14 protein-coding genes, 3 tRNA genes and 1 rRNA gene are annotated in these 18,720 nt (G+C 56.5%); 2 read left to right on the plus strand and 16 right to left on the minus strand.

The window, feature by feature from the left end; genetic code table 11:
• Positions 1 to 4: 4 nt before the first annotated feature.
• The 8 genes from ACKF11_RS15020 to ACKF11_RS15055 form a co-directional block, all read right to left on the minus strand.
• Positions 5 to 1,708: a GspE/PulE family protein gene (locus ACKF11_RS15020; RefSeq protein WP_309566961.1), complete on the minus strand. Its 1,704-nt coding sequence runs from the start codon at positions 1,706 to 1,708 to the stop codon at positions 5 to 7.
• A 72-nt stretch (positions 1,709 to 1,780) separates the two neighbouring features.
• Positions 1,781 to 2,962, minus strand: a complete 1,182-nt coding sequence (locus ACKF11_RS15025; protein ID WP_407997730.1) for a tetratricopeptide repeat protein — start codon at positions 2,960 to 2,962, stop codon at positions 1,781 to 1,783.
• A complete protein-coding gene (gene mshL / locus ACKF11_RS15030; protein ID WP_510338920.1) occupies positions 2,946 to 4,748 on the minus strand; it encodes a pilus (MSHA type) biogenesis protein MshL in 1,803 nt (600 codons plus the stop codon). Before mshL ends, ACKF11_RS15025 begins: the two co-directional genes overlap by 17 nt.
• A gap of 134 nt (positions 4,749 to 4,882) precedes the next feature.
• The gene (locus ACKF11_RS15035) at positions 4,883 to 6,217 is read right to left on the minus strand and encodes an ExeA family protein (protein ID WP_407997732.1); all 1,335 of its coding nucleotides are present in this window, start codon (positions 6,215 to 6,217) and stop codon (positions 4,883 to 4,885) included.
• Complete coding sequence (locus ACKF11_RS15040; RefSeq protein WP_407997733.1) at positions 6,217 to 7,668, minus strand: sigma-54-dependent transcriptional regulator; 1,452 nt, start codon at positions 7,666 to 7,668, stop codon at positions 6,217 to 6,219. The genes ACKF11_RS15035 and ACKF11_RS15040 overlap by 1 nt, the downstream gene beginning before the upstream one ends.
• A gap of 99 nt (positions 7,669 to 7,767) precedes the next feature.
• Positions 7,768 to 7,843 (minus strand) — tRNA-His (locus ACKF11_RS15045).
• Between the two features lie 28 nt (positions 7,844 to 7,871).
• Positions 7,872 to 7,948 (minus strand) — tRNA-Arg (locus ACKF11_RS15050).
• Between the two features lie 29 nt (positions 7,949 to 7,977).
• Positions 7,978 to 8,054: transfer RNA gene (locus tag ACKF11_RS15055), tRNA-Pro, on the minus strand.
• 82 nt (positions 8,055 to 8,136) lie between these two features.
• Here ACKF11_RS15055 and folD point away from each other — a divergent pair.
• Together folD and dksA are read left to right on the plus strand one after the other, a co-directional pair.
• Positions 8,137 to 9,006 (plus strand): bifunctional methylenetetrahydrofolate dehydrogenase/methenyltetrahydrofolate cyclohydrolase FolD, encoded by an 870-nt coding sequence (gene folD, locus ACKF11_RS15060; protein WP_407997734.1) that lies wholly within the window; start codon positions 8,137 to 8,139, stop codon positions 9,004 to 9,006.
• Between the two features lie 129 nt (positions 9,007 to 9,135).
• Positions 9,136 to 9,558, plus strand: a complete 423-nt coding sequence (gene dksA, locus ACKF11_RS15065) for an RNA polymerase-binding protein DksA (protein ID WP_309567014.1) — start codon at positions 9,136 to 9,138, stop codon at positions 9,556 to 9,558.
• A 151-nt stretch (positions 9,559 to 9,709) separates the two neighbouring features.
• On the opposite strand, the gene pnp is transcribed toward dksA, so the two are convergent.
• From pnp to rrf, 8 genes are all read right to left on the minus strand, one after another.
• Entirely contained in the window at positions 9,710 to 11,848 is a 2,139-nt protein-coding gene (gene pnp / locus ACKF11_RS15070; protein WP_407994395.1) for a polyribonucleotide nucleotidyltransferase, read from the minus strand.
• 91 nt (positions 11,849 to 11,939) lie between these two features.
• Positions 11,940 to 12,209 carry a 30S ribosomal protein S15 gene (rpsO, locus tag ACKF11_RS15075; RefSeq protein WP_015829110.1) on the minus strand — a complete coding sequence of 90 codons (270 nt, stop codon included), beginning with the start codon at positions 12,207 to 12,209 and terminating at the stop codon, positions 11,940 to 11,942.
• 216 nt (positions 12,210 to 12,425) lie between these two features.
• A complete protein-coding gene (gene truB, locus ACKF11_RS15080) occupies positions 12,426 to 13,334 on the minus strand; it encodes a tRNA pseudouridine(55) synthase TruB (protein ID WP_407997735.1) in 909 nt (302 codons plus the stop codon).
• 11 nt (positions 13,335 to 13,345) lie between these two features.
• Complete coding sequence (gene rbfA / locus ACKF11_RS15085; protein ID WP_407994393.1) at positions 13,346 to 13,720, minus strand: 30S ribosome-binding factor RbfA; 375 nt, start codon at positions 13,718 to 13,720, stop codon at positions 13,346 to 13,348.
• Between the two features lie 2 nt (positions 13,721 to 13,722).
• A complete protein-coding gene (infB, locus tag ACKF11_RS15090; protein ID WP_407997736.1) occupies positions 13,723 to 16,440 on the minus strand; it encodes a translation initiation factor IF-2 in 2,718 nt (905 codons plus the stop codon).
• Between the two features lie 75 nt (positions 16,441 to 16,515).
• Positions 16,516 to 17,982, minus strand: coding sequence for a transcription termination factor NusA (nusA, locus tag ACKF11_RS15095; RefSeq protein WP_309566946.1), 1,467 nt, complete (start codon positions 17,980 to 17,982; stop codon positions 16,516 to 16,518).
• A gap of 26 nt (positions 17,983 to 18,008) precedes the next feature.
• Positions 18,009 to 18,443, minus strand: a complete 435-nt coding sequence (rimP, locus tag ACKF11_RS15100) for a ribosome maturation factor RimP (RefSeq protein WP_407997737.1) — start codon at positions 18,441 to 18,443, stop codon at positions 18,009 to 18,011.
• 157 nt (positions 18,444 to 18,600) lie between these two features.
• Positions 18,601 to 18,714: ribosomal RNA gene (gene rrf / locus ACKF11_RS15105) — 5S ribosomal RNA — on the minus strand.
• Positions 18,715 to 18,720 lie beyond the last annotated feature (6 nt).

Raw genomic sequence — 18,720 nt, forward strand, 5'->3', positions numbered from 1 at the left:
CGCTTTAACTGATGCGGCTGGTGAGATCGATCACGCGCATTACCTCGGACAGGCTGGTATGCCCTTCGAGGATGCGCCGGATGCCGTCTTCCGCCAGGGTGACGAAGCCTTTCTGCACGGCCAGGTCGCGCAATTCGTCAAAGTGCGCGCGGCGCGCCACTAGCGCATCCATCTCGCTATCCACGCGCAGGAGTTCCATGATGGCCATGCGCCCGTGGAAGCCGGTATAGCCGCATTGCTTGCAACCGGCTGCCCGGTGGATGCGTAAGTCCGGGCGGACATTCTTGCCCAGCAGCTTGCGCTCTTCGTCATTCGGGGAATAGGCTTCCTTGCAGTGCTGGCACAACACGCGCACCAGGCGTTGCGCCACCACGCCGATGATGTTGCCGGCCATGATGTCGGGAGAAATGCCGATATCAAGCAAGCGCGGGAACGTGCCCAGGGCAGAATTAGTATGCAGCGTGGTGAAGACCTGGTGCCCGGTCATCGCGGCGCGGAACGCCATGGTGGCGGTGTCGGCGTCCCGCACCTCCCCCACCAGGATAATATCCGGGTCCTGGCGCATGATGGAGCGGATGCCGTTGGCAAAATCCACCTTGTTCACTTCCGCCACCGAGGTCTGGCGCATCATGGTCACGGGATATTCGACCGGGTCTTCCAGGGTCATGATATTGACCCCCTCGGTATTGAGGAAGGACAGCAGCGAATACAGGGTCGTGGTTTTACCGCTGCCGGTAGGGCCGGTGACGATCACGATGCCTTCGGGCCGCGTCATCATCAGTTGCAATTCATCCAGCGCCTGATCCCGCAGGCCCATGCGCTCTAGCGGGATGATCGACTTTTCCCGGTCGAGCACGCGCAGCACGATATTCTCGCCATGGATGGTGGGATGGCTGGCGACACGGAAATCGATCGGCCTGCCAGAGAGGTTCATGTTCAGGCGTCCGTCCTGCGGCGACCGCGTCTCGGCGATGTCCATGCCGCTGATTACCTTGAGGCGCACGGCAATGCCCGGCCAATAGGTTTTATGCAGACTGCGCACCTGCTGCAATACGCCGTCGATGCGGTAGCGGATGCGCAAGAAGGCATATTCGGGCTCGAAATGGATATCCGACGCCCCGCGCTTCACCGCATCCATGAGCAAGGCGCCCACCAGGCGCACCACGGGCTGGGTATATTCGTCGCCGCCTGCCTGCAGGCTCTGGTAATCGATTTCCCCGGTCTCGATCTCGCGCAGGATGCCGTCGACCGACAATTCATAGCCGTAGAACTGGTCGATGTAGTCCTCGAGCTGCGCCTCTGCGGCCAGCACCGGCTTGACCTGCACCTGGGAGCCCACGGTAGCCCGCAACTGGTCCAGCGCCACCACGTTGAACATATCGGACATCGCCACCGTCAACTGGCGCGTATTGGCATCGAACGCCACCGGCAGGATATGGTAGCGGCGCGCGAACCCTTCCTGCACCATCTTCAGCGCCTCGGCATCCGCCACCACCGTGGCAAGGTCTATGCTCTCCTGGCCTATGGTATGCGCCACCAGGTCGCGCACCATCGCCTCGGTGACGAAGCCCAGGCGCACCAGCTGGCGCCCCAGTGGAATATTGCTCTGCTCCTGCTCCATGAGGGCGATGCGCAGCTGGTCCTGGCTGATCAGGCCCTGCTGCACCATCAATTCCCCCAAGCGGAGCTTGCGACGTTGTTCTACCATGAATGATCTTACATCCGTTATGTGTTGGCCTGGGCAAACCGGGCCATGAGCATATCCTATAAGCGGAAATGGCTACTGAAGCTGGCGTATCCTGGCGGCCAGCTGCGCCTGGTTCACGCTTGGCGAATCCTTGCCGGCCAGCAATGCCTGCGCCTGTTGATAATATTGCAATGCCAGGCTGGATTTTCCCAGCTGGTCGAGGCTCACCGCCAGGTTGAATACATATTCGGGATTGGCGGCATCAAGGTGATGCGCCTGGAAATAAGACTGCTGCGCCAGCGGCCATTGCCCCTGGTCGGCATAATGGTTGCCCAGCGCGGCATGCAAGTAGGCTGCCTCCGGCTGCTGGCTGATGAGGTTCTTGAGCCGGGTTTCGCTGTTCAGCGGATCGGCCTGCCCCTGCAAATCCAGCAAGGCGGCCTGTGCCATGCCGTTGCGCGGCTCCACCTGCAGCACCTGCTGGTACCAGCCCACCGCATCCTGCTGCCGGCCTTGGCGAGCGGCAATCGCCGCCATGCCCAGCAACGCATCGATATTGCGCACGTCCGCCTGCAATGCCTGCCGGTAAGCCTGCTGCGCGGCGGCATCGTCGCCGCGGTTGAATGCCTGGTAGGCATCGAGCACATGCTGGTTGACCGTGACCGCCGGACGGTTACGGGTGACCAACACATGGCTGTTGGCAGGCTCTTTCGGCGGCTCGCCGAATACCTGGGGCAATGCTTGCTGCTGCATGGTATTGGCCCGCGATGAAGTGGCAACTGGCGCAGGCGATACGATCGCCTCCACTTGTGCCGGAGCATTATTGGGCTCTTCAGCCACCTCAGGCTCGGCGGCAGCTTCCTCTGGAATATTTTGCTCTTGCTGGCTGCCGTCCGGTGCAGTGTTCAACACGACGGGCTTGGGCACGATGACCTCAGGCTGGGTCAAGGAGCTCACATACCAGAACACTCCACCTCCCACCAGCAACACCAGCAATAGCAACAAGAGTCCCTGGGTGAACGGCGACAGCAGCGACTCCCGCTTGGCTGCGCCAGACCTGGCAGCCAGCAACTGGGCAGCCGCACGCTGTTGTGCAGCAGGCTCCATTACTGGCGGTACGCTTGCTGCCGCAGCTGCGGAAGGCTGGCTGGCCTCGCCCCCGTGCACAGGCTCGGCCGGTGCGATATCCAGCAAGAACTCCTCGATCTCAGCCTTTTCCAAAGGCTGTTGCTTGGCTTGTTCCGCTTTTTGCAATGCGCTAATTAACAGACTCATTAATTAACCTTTGCAATTGCTGGGCGGGCAGGTACTGTTTATATGAATTGAGCTCCTCGCTTTCCAGACTGGCGTTCTGCACCACGATAGGCCGCAGGAAAATCACGAGCTCGGTCTTCACGTTGAAATTGCTGCGCGCGGTGAACAGCTTGCCCACCAGCGGCACCTTGGCAAGGCCCGGCACATTGTCCGTGGCCTGCTGGATGTTGTCCTGCATCAGCCCGCCCAGTACCGCAGTGTCGCCACTGTTCACGCGCAAGACGGATTCGAACTCACGCACCTGGATTTGCGGAATCCGACTTTCAATTCTAGTGGTAGTATCCGCATTTATTAACGTCAATTGCGGATTCGGGTCATCCACATAGCTCAGCACACGGGAAATGGTCGGCCGCACATTGATGTTGACCTGCCCTGAATCATTGATTTGAGGCGTCACGCTCATCACCATGCCGACCGGTACAGTATTCGGCGTCGTCGTCACCGATTGCAAATTGGTCGAGCCTTGCCCCACGCCCTGAGATACCTGGGATTGAATCGTGAAGTACACCAGGTTATCCACCACCTTCATGACCGCAGTCTGGTTGTTCAGCACCATCAATTTGGGGCTGGAGAGCACCTTGGTATCGCCGAATCTCTGCAATAGCCGCAGATTGAAATCCACGCTGCTATTATCGCTTGAATACCCGATACTGAAGGGCACCGTCGTGCCCGCAGTCCCCGCGATCCCGGCCGGCGTCAGCACGGTGCTCAGCCCCAATTGGTTGGTCATCCTTAAACCATTACCTACCTTCGTCCAATCGATGCCGGCCTGGTAGGTGTCGTTCAATGTGACTTCCACAATGGAGGCCTCGATCAATACTTGGCGTTTGGCGCTGTTCATGACCTTGTCCAGGAATTCCTGCACCTTCTCGTGCTGACGATGGGTGGCGCGCACGCTGATAATGCCCGTCTCCGGGCTGGCGATCACCGTGGCCGCAAACAACGTCCTGTACTCCGTTCGGGCATCCTCTCGCTCTTGCGTGGCGTTACGCGGCGCGGCCGCCTGTTGCTGGGCTGCCGTACCATCTCCTGACTCTGCAGGCGGAGCTTCCGTTGACTGCGATGCTGCCGCAGTGCCGGTGCGGGTGATGATGACTTCCTTGTCGGTTTCCGCAAGGATGTCCTTGAGGTTCTGGATCAGGGTTTCCCAGAAATGATTGGTCGCCACGCTATTCACTGCGGTACGCGAGCTATTTGCCGCTCCCGTCCCCGTACCGGAAGACGTACTAGTGCCAGAAGTACCGCCGGCGCCGCTCGTGGTGGATGCGCTGCGCCCGGTGCTCGCGATCTCCGCCGCCGCACCGATGAAGCCCGTGGTATCGCGCGACATGTTCACATAATCCACCTTGTAGCTGCGCAGCACGGGCATATCCGGCGTAATGCTCAGCACATTGCCGTCTACGCGGTAGGTGAGGTCGACCTGTTTCGCCAGGCGCTCCAGAATGGCGGGCAGGGTCTGGTCGACGGCATTCAGCGTCGCGCGCCCCTGGATGGCGGGATGGATGTCGATATTCAGCTTGCTTTCGCGCGCGAGCGCAAAGAGGATTTCCTTGACCGGCACATCGTTGACCACCACGCTGTAGGTCTGCTCCTTGGCCCTGGGCTTGGGCGGCGGCAGGTAATTGCCGCTCTTGACCGGCTTGGGAATGTCCGCAGATGCGCTTGGCTTGGCGGATGGCTGCTCGTCGATATGGCCGGTGGAAGGGGAAACCGTGGATTGATGGGCGCAACTTGTCAGGCCAAGCACAAATGGCAATATCAGAATGCTGGCAACTTTGGGCAACTGGCCGGACAAAATGCAACTCCCTTTGTTAGTAAATTCTGGGTTAGTGATTCTGGTTTCGGGATTTATCCCATAATCGCTACTTGAATGCAACCAAGCTATTGATGTTGCTTCATTTCTTCCATGATACCGGCAATGGTGCGCAAGTACGCACCGGCCTGCAGCTCCTCGGGTAGAAGCTTCAACTCGGCCAGTGCATCCTGGCGGCTTTCATACGCGCCATATAATATGATAACGCTGCCATCCGCATTAACTTTAGTGTCAACGGCATATAGATTATCCAGCACCAGCTGCGCCAATACCGGCTGTAGCTGTTTTTCCAGATCATCCTCGGCAAGATGGCGCGCGAGTTCTATGGTGAGATAGTGCGGCGGCAAGGTCGCAAGCCAGGCGCCTGTACGCTCCTCGCGCTGCTTGATGAGTTGGCTGATGGAAGCAGCAGGGGCTGGCCCGGGTTCCAGCTCGGCGGGGGAAGGCGCGGCAGATTGCACCATTGGCTCGGCCGGCGGTGTATGCGGCACAAGCACTTTCTCGTTCCACGCTACAAAAACGGCCCATGCAGCGGCCGCAATCAGCAATATCCAAAGCACCGCTGACGAACGTTTGGAGGGACGAGGCCTCTCGCTGGCAAACTCGCTATCGCGGATTGCAGCCCTCACATGCCTGGGCGTTACCTGGTAGGTATTGGCGGCAAATGCAGCCAGCAACGACTTGTCCGCCAGGATATTGACGCGACGCACCAACCCCTGGGCCTTTTCCGCCAGTTGCTTGATGGCACGCCTGGCAAACAATGGCGGCCCGTAATATCCGGCAGCCCGCAGGCGAAACATCAGGTATTCAGCAATTTCATCCTGGTTCAGCGGGCCAAGATAAAAACTATGGGTAATCCGCTCCTTGAGCTGGCGGATTTCGCGCCGGTTAAGGTTGTCATCCAGCTCAGGCTGGCCGAACAGCACAATTTGCAGGAGCTTGTCGTGGCGGGTTTCCAGGTTGGTCAACAAGCGGATTTCTTCCAGTGTCGCCAACGGCATGCCTTGCGCCTCTTCTACGAACACTACCACTTGGCGCTTGGCCTCGTGCTTTTCCAGCAATGCCTGCTGCAGCCGCTGCATGACTTCCAGCCTGCCCAGGCCGGCAGGAATATCCAGCCGCAGCTCAAGCGCAATCGCATGCAGCACATCTTCCGGCGCCATGCTGGGATTGGCCAGGTAGACATTGTCCACATGGTCCGGCAGCTGCGTTTGCAGCATGCGGCACAACATGGTCTTGCCGCTGCCCACCTCGCCGACTACTTTGACTATCCCTTCGCCATGCAGGATGGCGTAGCGCAATGCTTCCAGCACTGCGCCGCGATTGCCGCCGGGAAAGAAAAAGTCAGTATTGGGGGTGATCTTGAATGGCGGCTCTTTCAGTCCAAAATGTGCGTAATACACTATTCGCCTTTGTAATCCTGCTGCAGCTGGATGCGGCTGTATAGCGTCGTGCGGTTGATGCCCAGCAGCTTGGCGGCCTGGCTCAGGTTGCCGTGGGTGATTTTCATCGCGGCATCAACATACGCGCGCTCCCAGGACTTCAGCACTTGGTCCAGGTTGACATTGGCCTGCGTTTGCAAATGCTTGTGCGCCTGGCTTGCCATGGCGTTTTCGTCCGTTATCAACGGCGCCTCGGCGCCATTGCCGGCAGCCTGGCCCAGGCCTGTATGCATCAGGTCCAGCTCCGAGGCCAGTTGCGCATCTGTCACGACCTGGCCGGAATATTTGGCCACCAGCCGGATGATAATGTTGCGCAGCTCGCGTACGTTGCCCGGGAAATGATAGTCCAGCCAGCGCTGCCTGGCCTGCTCGTCCAGGGCAAAGGGTTGCTGCCCGGTTTCACGCGCATAGAACTGGTTGAAATGCTCCAGCAGCACATAGCGGTCCTGCTCTAGGTCCCGCAGCGGCGGCACGCGCACTGAAAACACGCTCAGGCGGTGATAAAGGTCGATGCGGAAATGGCCTGCGCGGACTTCTTCGCGCAGGTCACGGTTCGTCGCTGCCACGATGCGTGCACGGCTGCGGCGCGTCTGTGTTTCGCCGATGCGCTGATACTCGCCGTTTTCCAACACTCTTAACAGCTTGGCTTGCAACTCAAGAGGCAGCTCGCCCACTTCATCGAGAAACAATGTTCCTTCGCCGGCATCCTCGAAATAGCCGCTATGCGCGTTCGCCGCCCCCGTGAACGAGCCTTTGCCATGTCCAAACAGGATGGACTCGGCAAGGTTCGGTGAAATCGCGGCGCAATTCAGGGAAAGATAAGGCTGTCGCGAACGGCAGCTGAAACGGTGCAGGCAGTTGGCGACCAACTCCTTGCCGCTGCCAGACTCCCCTTCTATCAGCACCGGGAAAGGCGCGTCCGCAAACTGCGTAATCTGCGTGCGCAATGTCTGCATCGGCAGGCTGCTGCCGAGCAAACCCCATCCATCCTCGGCGCTTGCCGTCTCGCTGAGTTCGGCATCCTGCAGTTTCAAGGCGTTGTGCAGCAATTGGCGCAAGCGCTCGACATCGCAAGGCTTGGGAATAAAGTCCACGGCCCCCAAGGCCAGGGCATGCTTGACATTGGCCTCTTCATTCTGGCCCGAGAGCACGAGGATTTTCATGGTGGGCGCATGCGCGAGCAGCTCACCGATCACCTTGAAGCCCTCGTCAGGCTTATGCGGCACTGGTGGCAATCCCAGATCCACCAGCGCGAGCGGCGGAGGGTTTTCAAGCTGACGCAACAGGCTCCTGGCCTGCATACGCGATTCGGCGACATAGACTTCGAAATCCTTGCCCAGCAGGAAATGCAAGGTATCGGTGATCAAGGGATCATCATCAATAATGATCAACGCAGGAAGCTGTGCAACCATCAGAACGGCTTTCCGTGAATCATGCAGGGGGAGAAATGAGTACAAACCATGGCGCTACTATAAGCATAACGCCCTGTTGACACAAGATTGCAGAGAGAATGGGGTGGCTGATCGGGCTCGAACCGACGACAACTGGAATCACAATCCAGGGCTCTACCAACTGAGCTACAGCCACCATTGAAACTGGATTATAAACCAGTGAATGGCCTGCCCGACAGGAATCGAACCTGTAACCCCCAGCTTAGAAGGCTGGTGCTCTATCCGGTTGAGCTACGGGCAGATTGTCGGACAATCATCTTGGGAAAAATATGGTCGGGGTGGAGAGATTCGAACTCCCGACATCCTGGTCCCAAACCAGGCGCGCTACCAGGCTACGCTACACCCCGAGGGCGAGAAATATAGCGCACTCCAGCAGGAAGGTCAAACTGATTCTGCTAAAATATCGCATTATTTTTGAAAAAATTTGTCATGACCGCCCAAATCATCAACGGCAAAGCCATTGCCGAAACCACGCTAGCCGAAACAAAATCCTTAATAGACAAAAGGTTGGAAAAAGGCTTGCGCGCGCCGACGCTGGCCGTGATCCTGCTTGGCGCAGATCCGGCATCTGCCATCTATGTACGCAACAAAAGGCTGGCTTGCGAGAAAACCGGCATCCGCTCCCTAGCCTACGACCTGCCCGACACCACGAGCGAGGCTGATTTGCTTGCGTTGATCGAGCAGCTCAATCAGGACGATACAGTGGACGGCATCCTGGTGCAGTCTCCCCTCCCCGCGCATATTGAGGAAAAGAAGATCATAGAAACCATCAGCGCCGCCAAGGACGTGGATGGCTTTCATCCATACAACATCGGCAGGCTGGCCGTGCGCCAGCCAACGTTGCGTTCATGCACGCCTTATGGCGTGATCAGGCTCCTGCAATCCACAGGGATCAAGCTGCTGGGACTGGATGCCGTGGTCGTCGGCGTTTCCAACCATGTTGGCCGCCCCATGGCCTTGGAGCTGCTGCTTGCTGGCTGTACCGTCACCAGTTGCCACCGCCATACCAAGGACTTGCAAGCGAATGTGGCACGTGCCGATATCGTGGTAGCGGCAGTAGGCAAGCCTCACCTGATTAAGGGCGAATGGATCAAGCCTGGTGCGATCGTGGTGGATATCGGCATCAATCGCCTCGCAGACGGCAGTTTGTGTGGGGATGTCGGGTTTGAAACCGCCAAAACGCGTGCAGCATGGATTACGCCCGTCCCGGGCGGCGTTGGCCCCATGACCGTTGCCACATTGATGCAGAACACGCTCACGGCGCTTGAATTACGTGAATCCAGACAACTCATGGCTTAGACTGCCGATTCTTCTTCATTAGCGAGTTCAAGCCTTGCGGCACAAGGCTTTTGCATCGCTGAATTATTCAGTGTACACTTGCGCCTGCTTTATTTTTCTGTTAATCGAAAATTAACTCTTAAGGCGCACATGGCTGAAGCAATTACAAGACAATTTGTTCCTTACCAACCCAAGGCTGGCGAGGAATACATGAATGAGAAGCAGCTTGATCATTTCCGGAAAATTTTGAACGACTGGAAAGCAGAGCTTAGTCATGACATTGACCGCACGGTCCATACCATGCAGGACGAAGTCACCATGTTTGCCGATCCGAACGATAGGGCAAGCCAGGAATCCGACATGGCATTGGAATTGCGCAATCGCGACCGCGAACGCAAGCTGATCAAGAAGATTGACGAGACCCTGTCCAAAATTGACGAAGGTGATTACGGCTATTGCAATGGTTGCGGCATCGAGATCGGCCTTAAACGATTGGAAGCTCGCCCTACTGCAACGTTGTGCATCGATTGCAAAACGCTGGATGAAATCCGCGAAAAGCAGGTTGCCAAGTAATTCATTCTGTATCGAGATCCGTCACATTCCAATGTGACGGGTTTATCGCGTCCTGATTTTCTCGCACTAGATCACACATTGTTTTTGTTTTGAAATCCCAAATAAAAAGGCCGGTTTGAAACCGGCCTTTTTATTGAGCTAATGCAACTGATTACTGTTGGTCAGCCACTGTTGCCGAGTCTTCTGCCTTGTCTTCCGCGGCAGGCGCCTCGATCAATGCCTTGGCACTCAGGCGCACACGACCCTTGTCGTCCACTTCCAGCACCTTGACCTTGACTACTTGGCCTTCCTTGAGGAAGTCAGCCACGGCATTCACACGCTGGTGTGCGATTTGGGAGATATGCAACAGACCATCCTTGCCCGGCAGCAAGGAAACAATCGCGCCGAAATCCAGCAGCTTGAGGACGGTGCCGTCATAGACTTGGCCTACTTCCACCTCGGCAGTAATCACTTCGATGCGCCTCTTGGCCTCTTCGCCGGCTTCCGCACTGATGCAGCCGATCTTGATGGTGCCATCTTCCTCGATGTCGATAGTCGTGCCGGTTTCTTCGGTCAATGCGCGAATCACTGCACCGCCCTTGCCGATCACATCGCGAATCTTCTCAGGATTAATCTTCATGGTGATGATGCGTGGTGCGAATGCGGAGAGCTCCTGAGGCTTCTCGCCAACGGCTTCCTTCATCAGGCCGAGGATATGCAGGCGGCCTTCTTTGGCTTGCGACAAGGCGACACGCATGATTTCCGCAGTGATGCCAGTGATCTTGATATCCATCTGCAGCGCAGTGATGCCGGACTCGGTACCAGCCACCTTGAAGTCCATGTCGCCCAGATGATCTTCATCGCCCAGGATGTCGGTCAATACGGCAACGCGGTTGCCTTCCTTGATCAGGCCCATCGCAATGCCAGCCACTTGGGCTTTCAAAGGCACACCGGCATCCAGCAAGGACAGGCAGCCGCCACAGACAGAAGCCATGGAGCTGGAACCGTTGGATTCGGTGATTTCAGAAACGACGCGGATGGTATAGCCAAATTCTTCCTGACTTGGCAGCACTGCCAGCAACGCACGCTTGGCCAAGCGGCCATGGCCGATTTCACGGCGCTTAGGCGTACCGACGCGGCCAGTTTCGCCTGTAGCGTAAGGAGGCATGTTGTAGTGCAGCATGAAGCGGTCTGCATATTCGCCCTGCAGCGCGTCGATGATTTGCTCGTCACGGCCAGTACCCAGCGTTGCCACTACTAATGCCTGGGTTTCACCACGCGTGAACAGTGCGGAACCATGGGTGCGCGGCAATACGCCGGTACGGATACTGATGGGACGCACAGTGCGTGTATCGCGGCCATCGATACGCGGCTCGCCATTCAGGATCTGGGTACGCACTACCTTGGCTTCCAGGTTGAACAGCGCGCCCTTGATTTCGTTGGCTTCGGCAGTGGAAGTTTCTTCCGTGATCAATTCGCCCAATACACGATTCTTGATTTCATCCAGTTTGCTGGAGCGGGCGCCCTTGGACTTGATTTTGTACGCTTCGTTGATATCAGCGCCAGCCAGCGCTTCTACCTTGGAGATCAGCTCGGTATTGGGTTCTGGAGGCGCCCAGTCCCAAGGCTCCTTGCCGACTTCGGCAGCCAGTTCATTGATCACATTGATCACAGCCTGCATTTGTTCATGGCCGTAGACCACGGAACCCAGCATGACATCTTCAGGAAGTTCCTTGGCCTCGGACTCCACCATCAATACGGCGCTGTCAGTCGCTGCCACTACCAGGTCAAGCGCAGTTTCCTTGAGCTGGGAAGCGGTCGGGTTGAGGACATACTCGCCATTGATGTAACCAACGCGTGCTGCGCCAATCGGGCCATAGAATGGAATCCCGGAAATGGCCAGTGCTGCGGATGCGCCAATAATCGCTGGAATATCGGCATCGATTTCGGGGTCGGAAGACATGACTGTCGCCACCACTTGCACTTCGTTATAGAAGGCTTCAGGGAACAGCGGGCGCAACGGGCGGTCGATCAGGCGGGAAGTCAGGGTTTCCTTTTCGGAAGGACGGCCTTCACGCTTGAAGAAGCCGCCAGGGATTTTGCCGGCAGCATAGGTTTTTTCCTGATAATCCACGGTCAGTGGGAAGAAATCCTGGCCAGCCTTCACTTCACGCTTGCCAACCACGCTCACCAGAACTACGGTGTCGCCATAGCTGACCATCACGGCACCATCCGCCTGACGTGCGATTTCTCCGGTTTCAAGTGTCAGCTCATGCTGACCATAGGTAATCGTTTTCTTGATTGCCGTCACAATATTTGTCCTTTATAAAAAAATAAGCCGACAAGCATTGCGTCTCCGCTTTGCTTTCGGCTTATCCTATGAATTCACAAGTGCGCGATGATTACTTACGCAGACCCAAGCGTTCGATCAATGTACGATAGCGGTCGGCATTCTTGCGCTTGAGATAGTCCAGCAGCTTGCGGCGCTGACTTACCAGCTTCAGCAGACCACGACGGGAGTGGTGATCCTTGGCATTGCTTTTGAAATGCTCGGTTAAATAAGTAATACGGGCGCTAAGAAGCGCGACTTGAACTTCTGGGCTGCCTGTATCGTTTGGAGCTTGTTGGAAATCAGCAACAATCTTTGCTGTTTCTTGAACTGTAATTGCCATAACTTAATCCTAATGTTGTGAGATGTGTTTTGCGTCAATGCAAATGCAGGCTACATCAATCCCGCTAGAGCATTCATTTACAATCAACTCCATATTATAACGCTATTTCAATATGAGTTCAATGAAGCAGTACTAGGGCGATTTTTCGCTTACCGCCTCTTAAAAATGCCAAGCTTTCATCCGCTACTACAAGGCGAATCAATCAATCGTTATCGATCAACCTGCCTGGCGCAGCAAGCGCTTGGGGGCAATGGAGCCCCGGGAAGTCTGTTCGCCAATGCCTAGGAAAACGCCCTGCTCGGAGTAAAGCCTGAACAATCCTTCGATTCTTACACCTGACTTCCACACTTCCTGGCCGCGCAATAGATAAAAAGCACTATCGGCATCAATAGTGACTTGGGGTAAATCCTCAATCGCAGCATCCGCTCCCAGCAGGGTGGCGTCGCGCTGTTCCAGCGACATCTGCTCGAGCTGCTCGATCGTGACCGCATCCTGTAGATTGAAATGTGCCGTCGTCAGTCGTCTCAAGCCACCGAGATGGGCGCCGCACCCCAACAGCTTGCCAATGTCTTCCGCCAGCGTCCGTATATACGTGCCCTTGCTGCATGACACGACCATCTCGAACTGCTCGCCTTCAAACCGCTCTAGTTGAATCGCATGTATGGTCACTGGCCGGGGCTCGCGGACAATTTCCACACCATCCCGAGCATACTCATATAGTGCCTTGCCACCATGCTTCAAGGCGGAATACATGGGAGGCACCTGCAGGATATCGCCGAGCATCTTTTTTAGCGCGGCTTCCAACCCGGACTGCGTCGTGGTAACAGGCAAGCGCGCCAGCACTTCGCCCTCGGCATCGCCTGTCGTGGTTGTACTGCCCAGCGTCACCAATGCGCGGTAGCTTTTATCAGCGTCCAATAAGAAATGGGAAAACTTGGTGGCCTCGCCCAGGCAGATCGGCAACAAGCCGCTTGCCAAGGGGTCAAGGCTGCCGGTATGGCCAGCCTTGGCAGCCTGGTAAAGCCGCTTGACGATCTGCAAGGCCTGGTTGGATGAAATACCTAATGGCTTGTCCAGCAATAGCACGCCATCGATATTGCGCTTGATTCGCCTGAATTGTTGCACAACCGCTTTACTCAGGCAGACTCGTCGTCTTGGTCAGGCGCGGAGGGAGGCAATACCTCGTCGATCAGCTTGGCGATGTGCATGCCGCGGTCGATCGAGGCATCGTAACTGAAATGCAGTTGCGGCACGGTCCTCAACAGCAAACGCTTGGCAAGCTGGCTACGCAGGAAGCCAGCCGTCTTTTCCAGGCCTTTCTGCAGCTCAGGCGTGCCTTGCGGCGCGGTGTAATAGATCTTGGCATGCGCCATGTCGCCGCTGACCTCGACTTCGGTCACAGTCACCATGGAAGAAACCCTGGGGTCCTTCACCTCGAATTGCAGCAGATCAGCGAGTTCACGCTGAATCTGCTCGGCAACACGGTCGCTTCTGGAAAATTCCTTAGCCATGCTTACAGGGTCCGCGCGACTTCCACGACTTCGAATACTTCCAGGATATCGCCCACTTCAATTTCGTTGTAGTTCTTCAGGGAAAGACCGCACTCGAAGTTCGACTTCACTTCCTTGACGTCATCCTTGAAGCGCTTGAGCGAATCCAGTTCGCCGGTATGGATCACCACATTGTCGCGGATCAGGCGGATCTTGGAGTTACGGCGCACCACGCCATCCTGCACGTAGCAACCTGCAACCGCGCCCACCTTGGAAATGCGGAATACTTCGCGGATTTCCACGGTGCCGATGACGTTTTCCTTCTGCTCTGGCGACAACATACCGCCCAGTGCCGCCTTCACTTCATCCACAGCCTCGTAGATGATGTTGTAGTAGCGCACGTCCACGCCGGAGCTTTCGATCAGCTTGCGCGCGCCTGCGTCGGCGCGCACGTTGAAGCCGATCAATACTGCTTTGGATGCAGCCGCCAGGTTGACGTCGGACTCGCTGATGGCGCCCACGCCTGTGTGGATGATGTTGACCTTGACCTCATCGGTGGACAACTTCTGCAGCGACGTAGCCAGCGCCTCGTAAGAACCCTGCACGTCGGACTTGATAATCAATGGCAACACCTTGACCTCGCCCTCGCCCATTTGCTCGAACATGCTTTCCAGCTTGGCGGCTTGTTGCTTGGCCAGCTTCACGTCGCGGAACTTGCCTTGACGGAACAGGGCGATTTCACGCGCCTTGCGCTCATCGTTGAGCACAATGACTTCTTCACCGGCGCTCGGCACGTCGGAGAGGCCGAGAATTTCCACTGGAATGGAAGGGCCAGCTTCTTTCACATCCCGGCCGGATTCATCCAGCATGGCGCGGACGCGGCCGTAGGCGGTACCGGCCAGGATCATGTCACCGCGCTGCAATGTGCCGGACTGCACCAGGATCGTCGATACCGGGCCGCGGCCCTTGTCCAGCCGGCCTTCGATCACCAGGCCCTTGGCCGGGACGTTCTTAGGCGCCTTGAGCTCAAGCACTTCGGCCTGCAGCAGTACGGCTTCCAGCAGGTTGTCGATACCGATGCCGGTCTTTGCAGACACTTCGACGAACATGGTGTCGCCGCCCCAGTCTTCCGGCACCACTTCATGCGTGACCAGCTCCTGCTTCACACGCTCAGGATTGGCTTCGGATTTATCAATTTTGTTCACCGCCACGACTAGCGGCACATTCGCTGCCTTGGCATGGTGCACCGCTTCAATGGTCTGCGGCATCACGCCGTCATCCGCCGCCACCACCAGGATCACCACATCGGTTGCCTTGGCGCCACGCGCACGCATCGCAGTAAACGCTTCGTGGCCCGGAGTATCGAGGAAAGTCACCATGCCGCGCGGCGTTTCCACATGGTAAGCGCCAATGTGCTGTGTAATGCCGCCGGCTTCGCCAGAAGCCACGCGGCTGCGACGGATATAGTCCAGCAGCGAGGTCTTGCCGTGGTCGACGTGCCCCATGACCGTCACCACTGGTGGACGCGGCTCTTGCGTCGCTTCTGCATGTTCTGCTTCATCGAGGAAGGCTTCCGGATCGTTGGAAGCGGCAGCCTTGGCATTATGGCCCATCTCTTCCACGATAATGATCGCGGTTTCCTGGTCGAGCACCTGGTTGATCGTCACCATCATGCCCATCTTCATCAGGGTCTTGATGACTTCACTGGCCTTGACCGCCATCTTGTGGGCAAGATCGCCCACGGTAATGGTTTCCGGGACCAATACGTCATGCACGATCGGCTCTGTCGGCGCCGTGAATGCATGCTGCTGGTTTTCATTGCCCTTGGATTTGGACTTGCCGCCCTTGGCGCGCCAGCCCTGGCCGGCAGCGCCTGCATCGCCACGGGCTTTTACGCCGCCACGCTTCTTGCCGTCGCTATCATTCCAGTCCTTGGCACCGCTCTTGCCAGTCTTCTTGGCATTCTTGTCTTCAGGCTTGGGAGCTTCCTTGACCGCAGGTTTATGCAATGTGCCTTCAGACAGCTTGCTCGCGGCAGCTTCAGCTGCACGTTTAGCCTCTTCCTGACGGCGTTGGGCCAGTTCCTGTTTCTTGCGTAACTCTTCAGCCTGGATTGCCATCAACGCAGCCTGGCGCTTCGCTTCGCGCTCGCGCAAAGCCAATTCATCAGCTCCGAGCAGCTCCTTGGCTGTCAGTTTCGGACGTGCATCTGTTGCGGGCTTTTCCTCTGCAGGTGCAGCGGTCTCCGCCGCTGCAGGCTCAGCCTCGGCAACAGGTTCCGGCTCTGGCTCCACTTCAGCCTGCACGACGACAGGCTCCGGCTCTGGCACCACCTCAACTACTGGCTCAGGTACGTGTTCGACAACCGGCGCAGTTTCCACTATTGATTCATCTGCAACCGCTTCCTGAACAGGCTCTTCTTCAACCACCGGCTCCAATGCGGGATCGCGGCGCACAAGCACGCGCTTCTTTCGTACTTCCACCTGGATAGTACGCGCCTTGCCGCTGCTGTCCGATTTCTTGATTTCAGTAACTTGCTTGCGGGTCAGCGTAATCTTGTTCTTAGGCTCTTGTGCGCCATGTTCCTTGCGCAGATATTCCAGCAAAGAGGTTTTATCCTGCTCTGTGAGTGTGTCTTCATATGCAGTCTTGTTGACGCCCGCTCCTTTTAACTGCTCCAGGAGCAGTTCAGCCGGCAGCCCTAATTCACTGGCAAACTGTGCTACGCTCGATTGTCCCATTCTGTTACTCCAATCTCTTTCACTTGCACTGTCAGCCAGTGCATTTCTTCTTAGCTACGCTAATCTATACACGCCTCAAGCAAACCAAGGGGCACGCGCAGTCATGATCAATTGCTTGGCACGCTCGACATCCATTCCGGTCAGTTCAACCAGGTCATCAACCGCGAGGTCTGCAAGGTCATCCATCGTGGCCACGCCCTTGCCGGCCAAGGTACGTGCGGTCGCCTCGTCCATTCCTTCCATGCGCAGCAAGTCTTCAGATGCCTCACCCACCTTCTCCTCCTTGGCAATCGCCTCGGTCAGCAAGGCAGCGCGGGCACGCTTGCGCAACTCATTGATGGTGTCTTCGTCGAACGCTTCGATTTCACTCATCTCAGCCAAAGGCACATAGGCGATTTCTTCCAGGGTGCTAAATCCTTCTTGCACCAGGATATCAGCAACCTCTTCATCCACATCCAGCTTTTCGACAAACAGTTGCAGGATGCTGCTGTGCTCTTCTTCGTTCTTCTTGGCGGCTTCTTCCTCGGTGAGAATATTCAATGTCCATCCGGTCAGTTCCGAAGCAAGGCGCACGTTCTGGCCATTGCGCCCGATCGCCTGGGCCAATTGCTCTTCATCGACGATGACATCCATGCTATGGGCATCCTCGTCCACCACAATGCCCGAAACTTCGGCAGGCGCCATGGCGTTGATAACGAACTGGGCGGGATCCATGGACCACAACACGATATCCACGCGCTCGCCTGCCAGCTCACCGGTAACGGCCTGCACACGCGAACCACGCATGCCAACGCAAGTGCCGACAGGATCCAAACGCTGGTCATTCGATTTCACCGCGATCTTGGAGCGCAAGCCGGGATCGCGGGCTGCCGACTTGATTTCCAGCAATCCCTCTTCAATCTCCGGCACCTCGAGTTCGAACAACTTGATCAAAAACTCGGAGGCTATTCGTGACAGGATCAGTTGCGGGCCACGGCCACCGCGCTCGATACGCGAAAGATAGGCGCGAACCCGGTCGCCAACGCGTAGGTTTTCCTTGGGAATCATTTGCTCTCGAGGCAACACCGACTCGAGACGCCCCACTTCGATGATGGCGTTGCCCTTCTCCATGCGCTTGATGACGCCGGTCACCAAATGCTCCTTGCGCGCGAGGAAGTCATCCAGAATCTGCTCACGCTCGGCTTCGCGCACCTTTTGCAAGATAACCTGCTTGGCGGCCTGCGCCCCGATGCGGCCAAATTCCACCGACTCCAAAGGCTCTTCGATGTAGTCGCCGACAGCAAGGCCTTCAGCACGTGCATCATCCGTGGCAACCTGCGCATCCGGGTTTTCCAGCTCCTCAGCCTCAACCACCTGCCAGCGGCGGAAAGAATTATATTCTCCGCTATCGCGGTCGATTTCTACGCGGACATCGGCATCTTCAGTAAAACGCTTCTTGGTAGCAGAGGCCAGAGCCAGCTCCAGTGCCGTAAAAATAACGGTTTTAGCCACATTCTTCTCATGGGCCAATGCATCGACCAATAACAATATTTCGCGACTCATTTCAATCTCCGCCAAAAAATTGGTGTTTAGAACTCAGGGGACAATCTTGCCTTGTCAATATTGGAAAATGGCACGCGTTGTTCCACGCCTTCACACTCCAATACAAGATGCTCCTGACCTACGCCACGCAATATGCCTAAAAAATTCTTCCTGCCTTCAACCGGCACCCGTAATTTCACTTGGGCTCGCTCGCCCACGAACCGTACGAAATCCGATTCTTTCTTCAATACCCGATCCAAGCCAGGGGAAGAGACTTCCAGCCTGTCGTAATCTATATCGTATTCGACAGCCAATAAGTTGCTTAAGTGATTGCTCACCAACACGCAGTCGTCAATATCGATGCCTTCCGGCTTGTCGATGAACAAGCGGATCAATTTTCCGCGATTGGCCAACTCCATGTCGACCAGTTCGTATCCAAGCTGGTCGAGGGACTTTTCCAACAATGCGTTTAAATCCTGCATAAAAACCTTATTGCCTGATTCTACAAATAAAAAATGGGCTCAACGCCCATCCCCAATGGTCGCTATTATAGCAACCAGCCGCTAATAACACAAAAACAAAAGCCCTCTTTTAGAGGGCTTTTGTCATCATCCAGAGAGCTCTGGATGCTAAATAAAAGTCTGGCGGTGACCTACTTTCGCATGCGAGGTGCATACTATCATTGGCGCGGAATCGTTTCACGGCCCTGTTCGAGATGGGAAGGGGTGGTTCCAATTCGCTATGGCCGCCAGACATAAC

The organism is Methylobacillus draconifructus (assembly GCF_045984385.1).
GTDB classification, from domain to species: Bacteria; Pseudomonadota; Gammaproteobacteria; order Burkholderiales; family Methylophilaceae; genus Methylobacillus; species Methylobacillus flagellatus_A.

What these genes read in the sequence shown, in the direction of transcription:
- ACKF11_RS15020 (WP_309566961.1), bottom strand. Translation starts at nt 1,708, where the DNA reads ATGGTAGAACAACGTCGCAAGCTCCGCTTGGGGGAATTGATGGTGCAG.
- ACKF11_RS15025 (WP_407997730.1), bottom strand. Translation starts at nt 2,962, where the DNA reads ATGAGTCTGTTAATTAGCGCATTGCAAAAAGCGGAACAAGCCAAGCAA.
- ACKF11_RS15040 (WP_407997733.1), bottom strand. Translation starts at nt 7,668, where the DNA reads ATGGTTGCACAGCTTCCTGCGTTGATCATTATTGATGATGATCCCTTG.
- folD (WP_407997734.1), top strand. Translation starts at nt 8,137, where the DNA reads ATGACCGCCCAAATCATCAACGGCAAAGCCATTGCCGAAACCACGCTA.
- dksA (WP_309567014.1), top strand. Translation starts at nt 9,136, where the DNA reads ATGGCTGAAGCAATTACAAGACAATTTGTTCCTTACCAACCCAAGGCT.
- rpsO (WP_015829110.1), bottom strand. Translation starts at nt 12,209, where the DNA reads ATGGCAATTACAGTTCAAGAAACAGCAAAGATTGTTGCTGATTTCCAA.
- rbfA (WP_407994393.1), bottom strand. Translation starts at nt 13,720, where the DNA reads ATGGCTAAGGAATTTTCCAGAAGCGACCGTGTTGCCGAGCAGATTCAG.
- infB (WP_407997736.1), bottom strand. Translation starts at nt 16,440, where the DNA reads ATGGGACAATCGAGCGTAGCACAGTTTGCCAGTGAATTAGGGCTGCCG.
- nusA (WP_309566946.1), bottom strand. Translation starts at nt 17,982, where the DNA reads ATGAGTCGCGAAATATTGTTATTGGTCGATGCATTGGCCCATGAGAAG.
- rimP (WP_407997737.1), bottom strand. Translation starts at nt 18,443, where the DNA reads ATGCAGGATTTAAACGCATTGTTGGAAAAGTCCCTCGACCAGCTTGGA.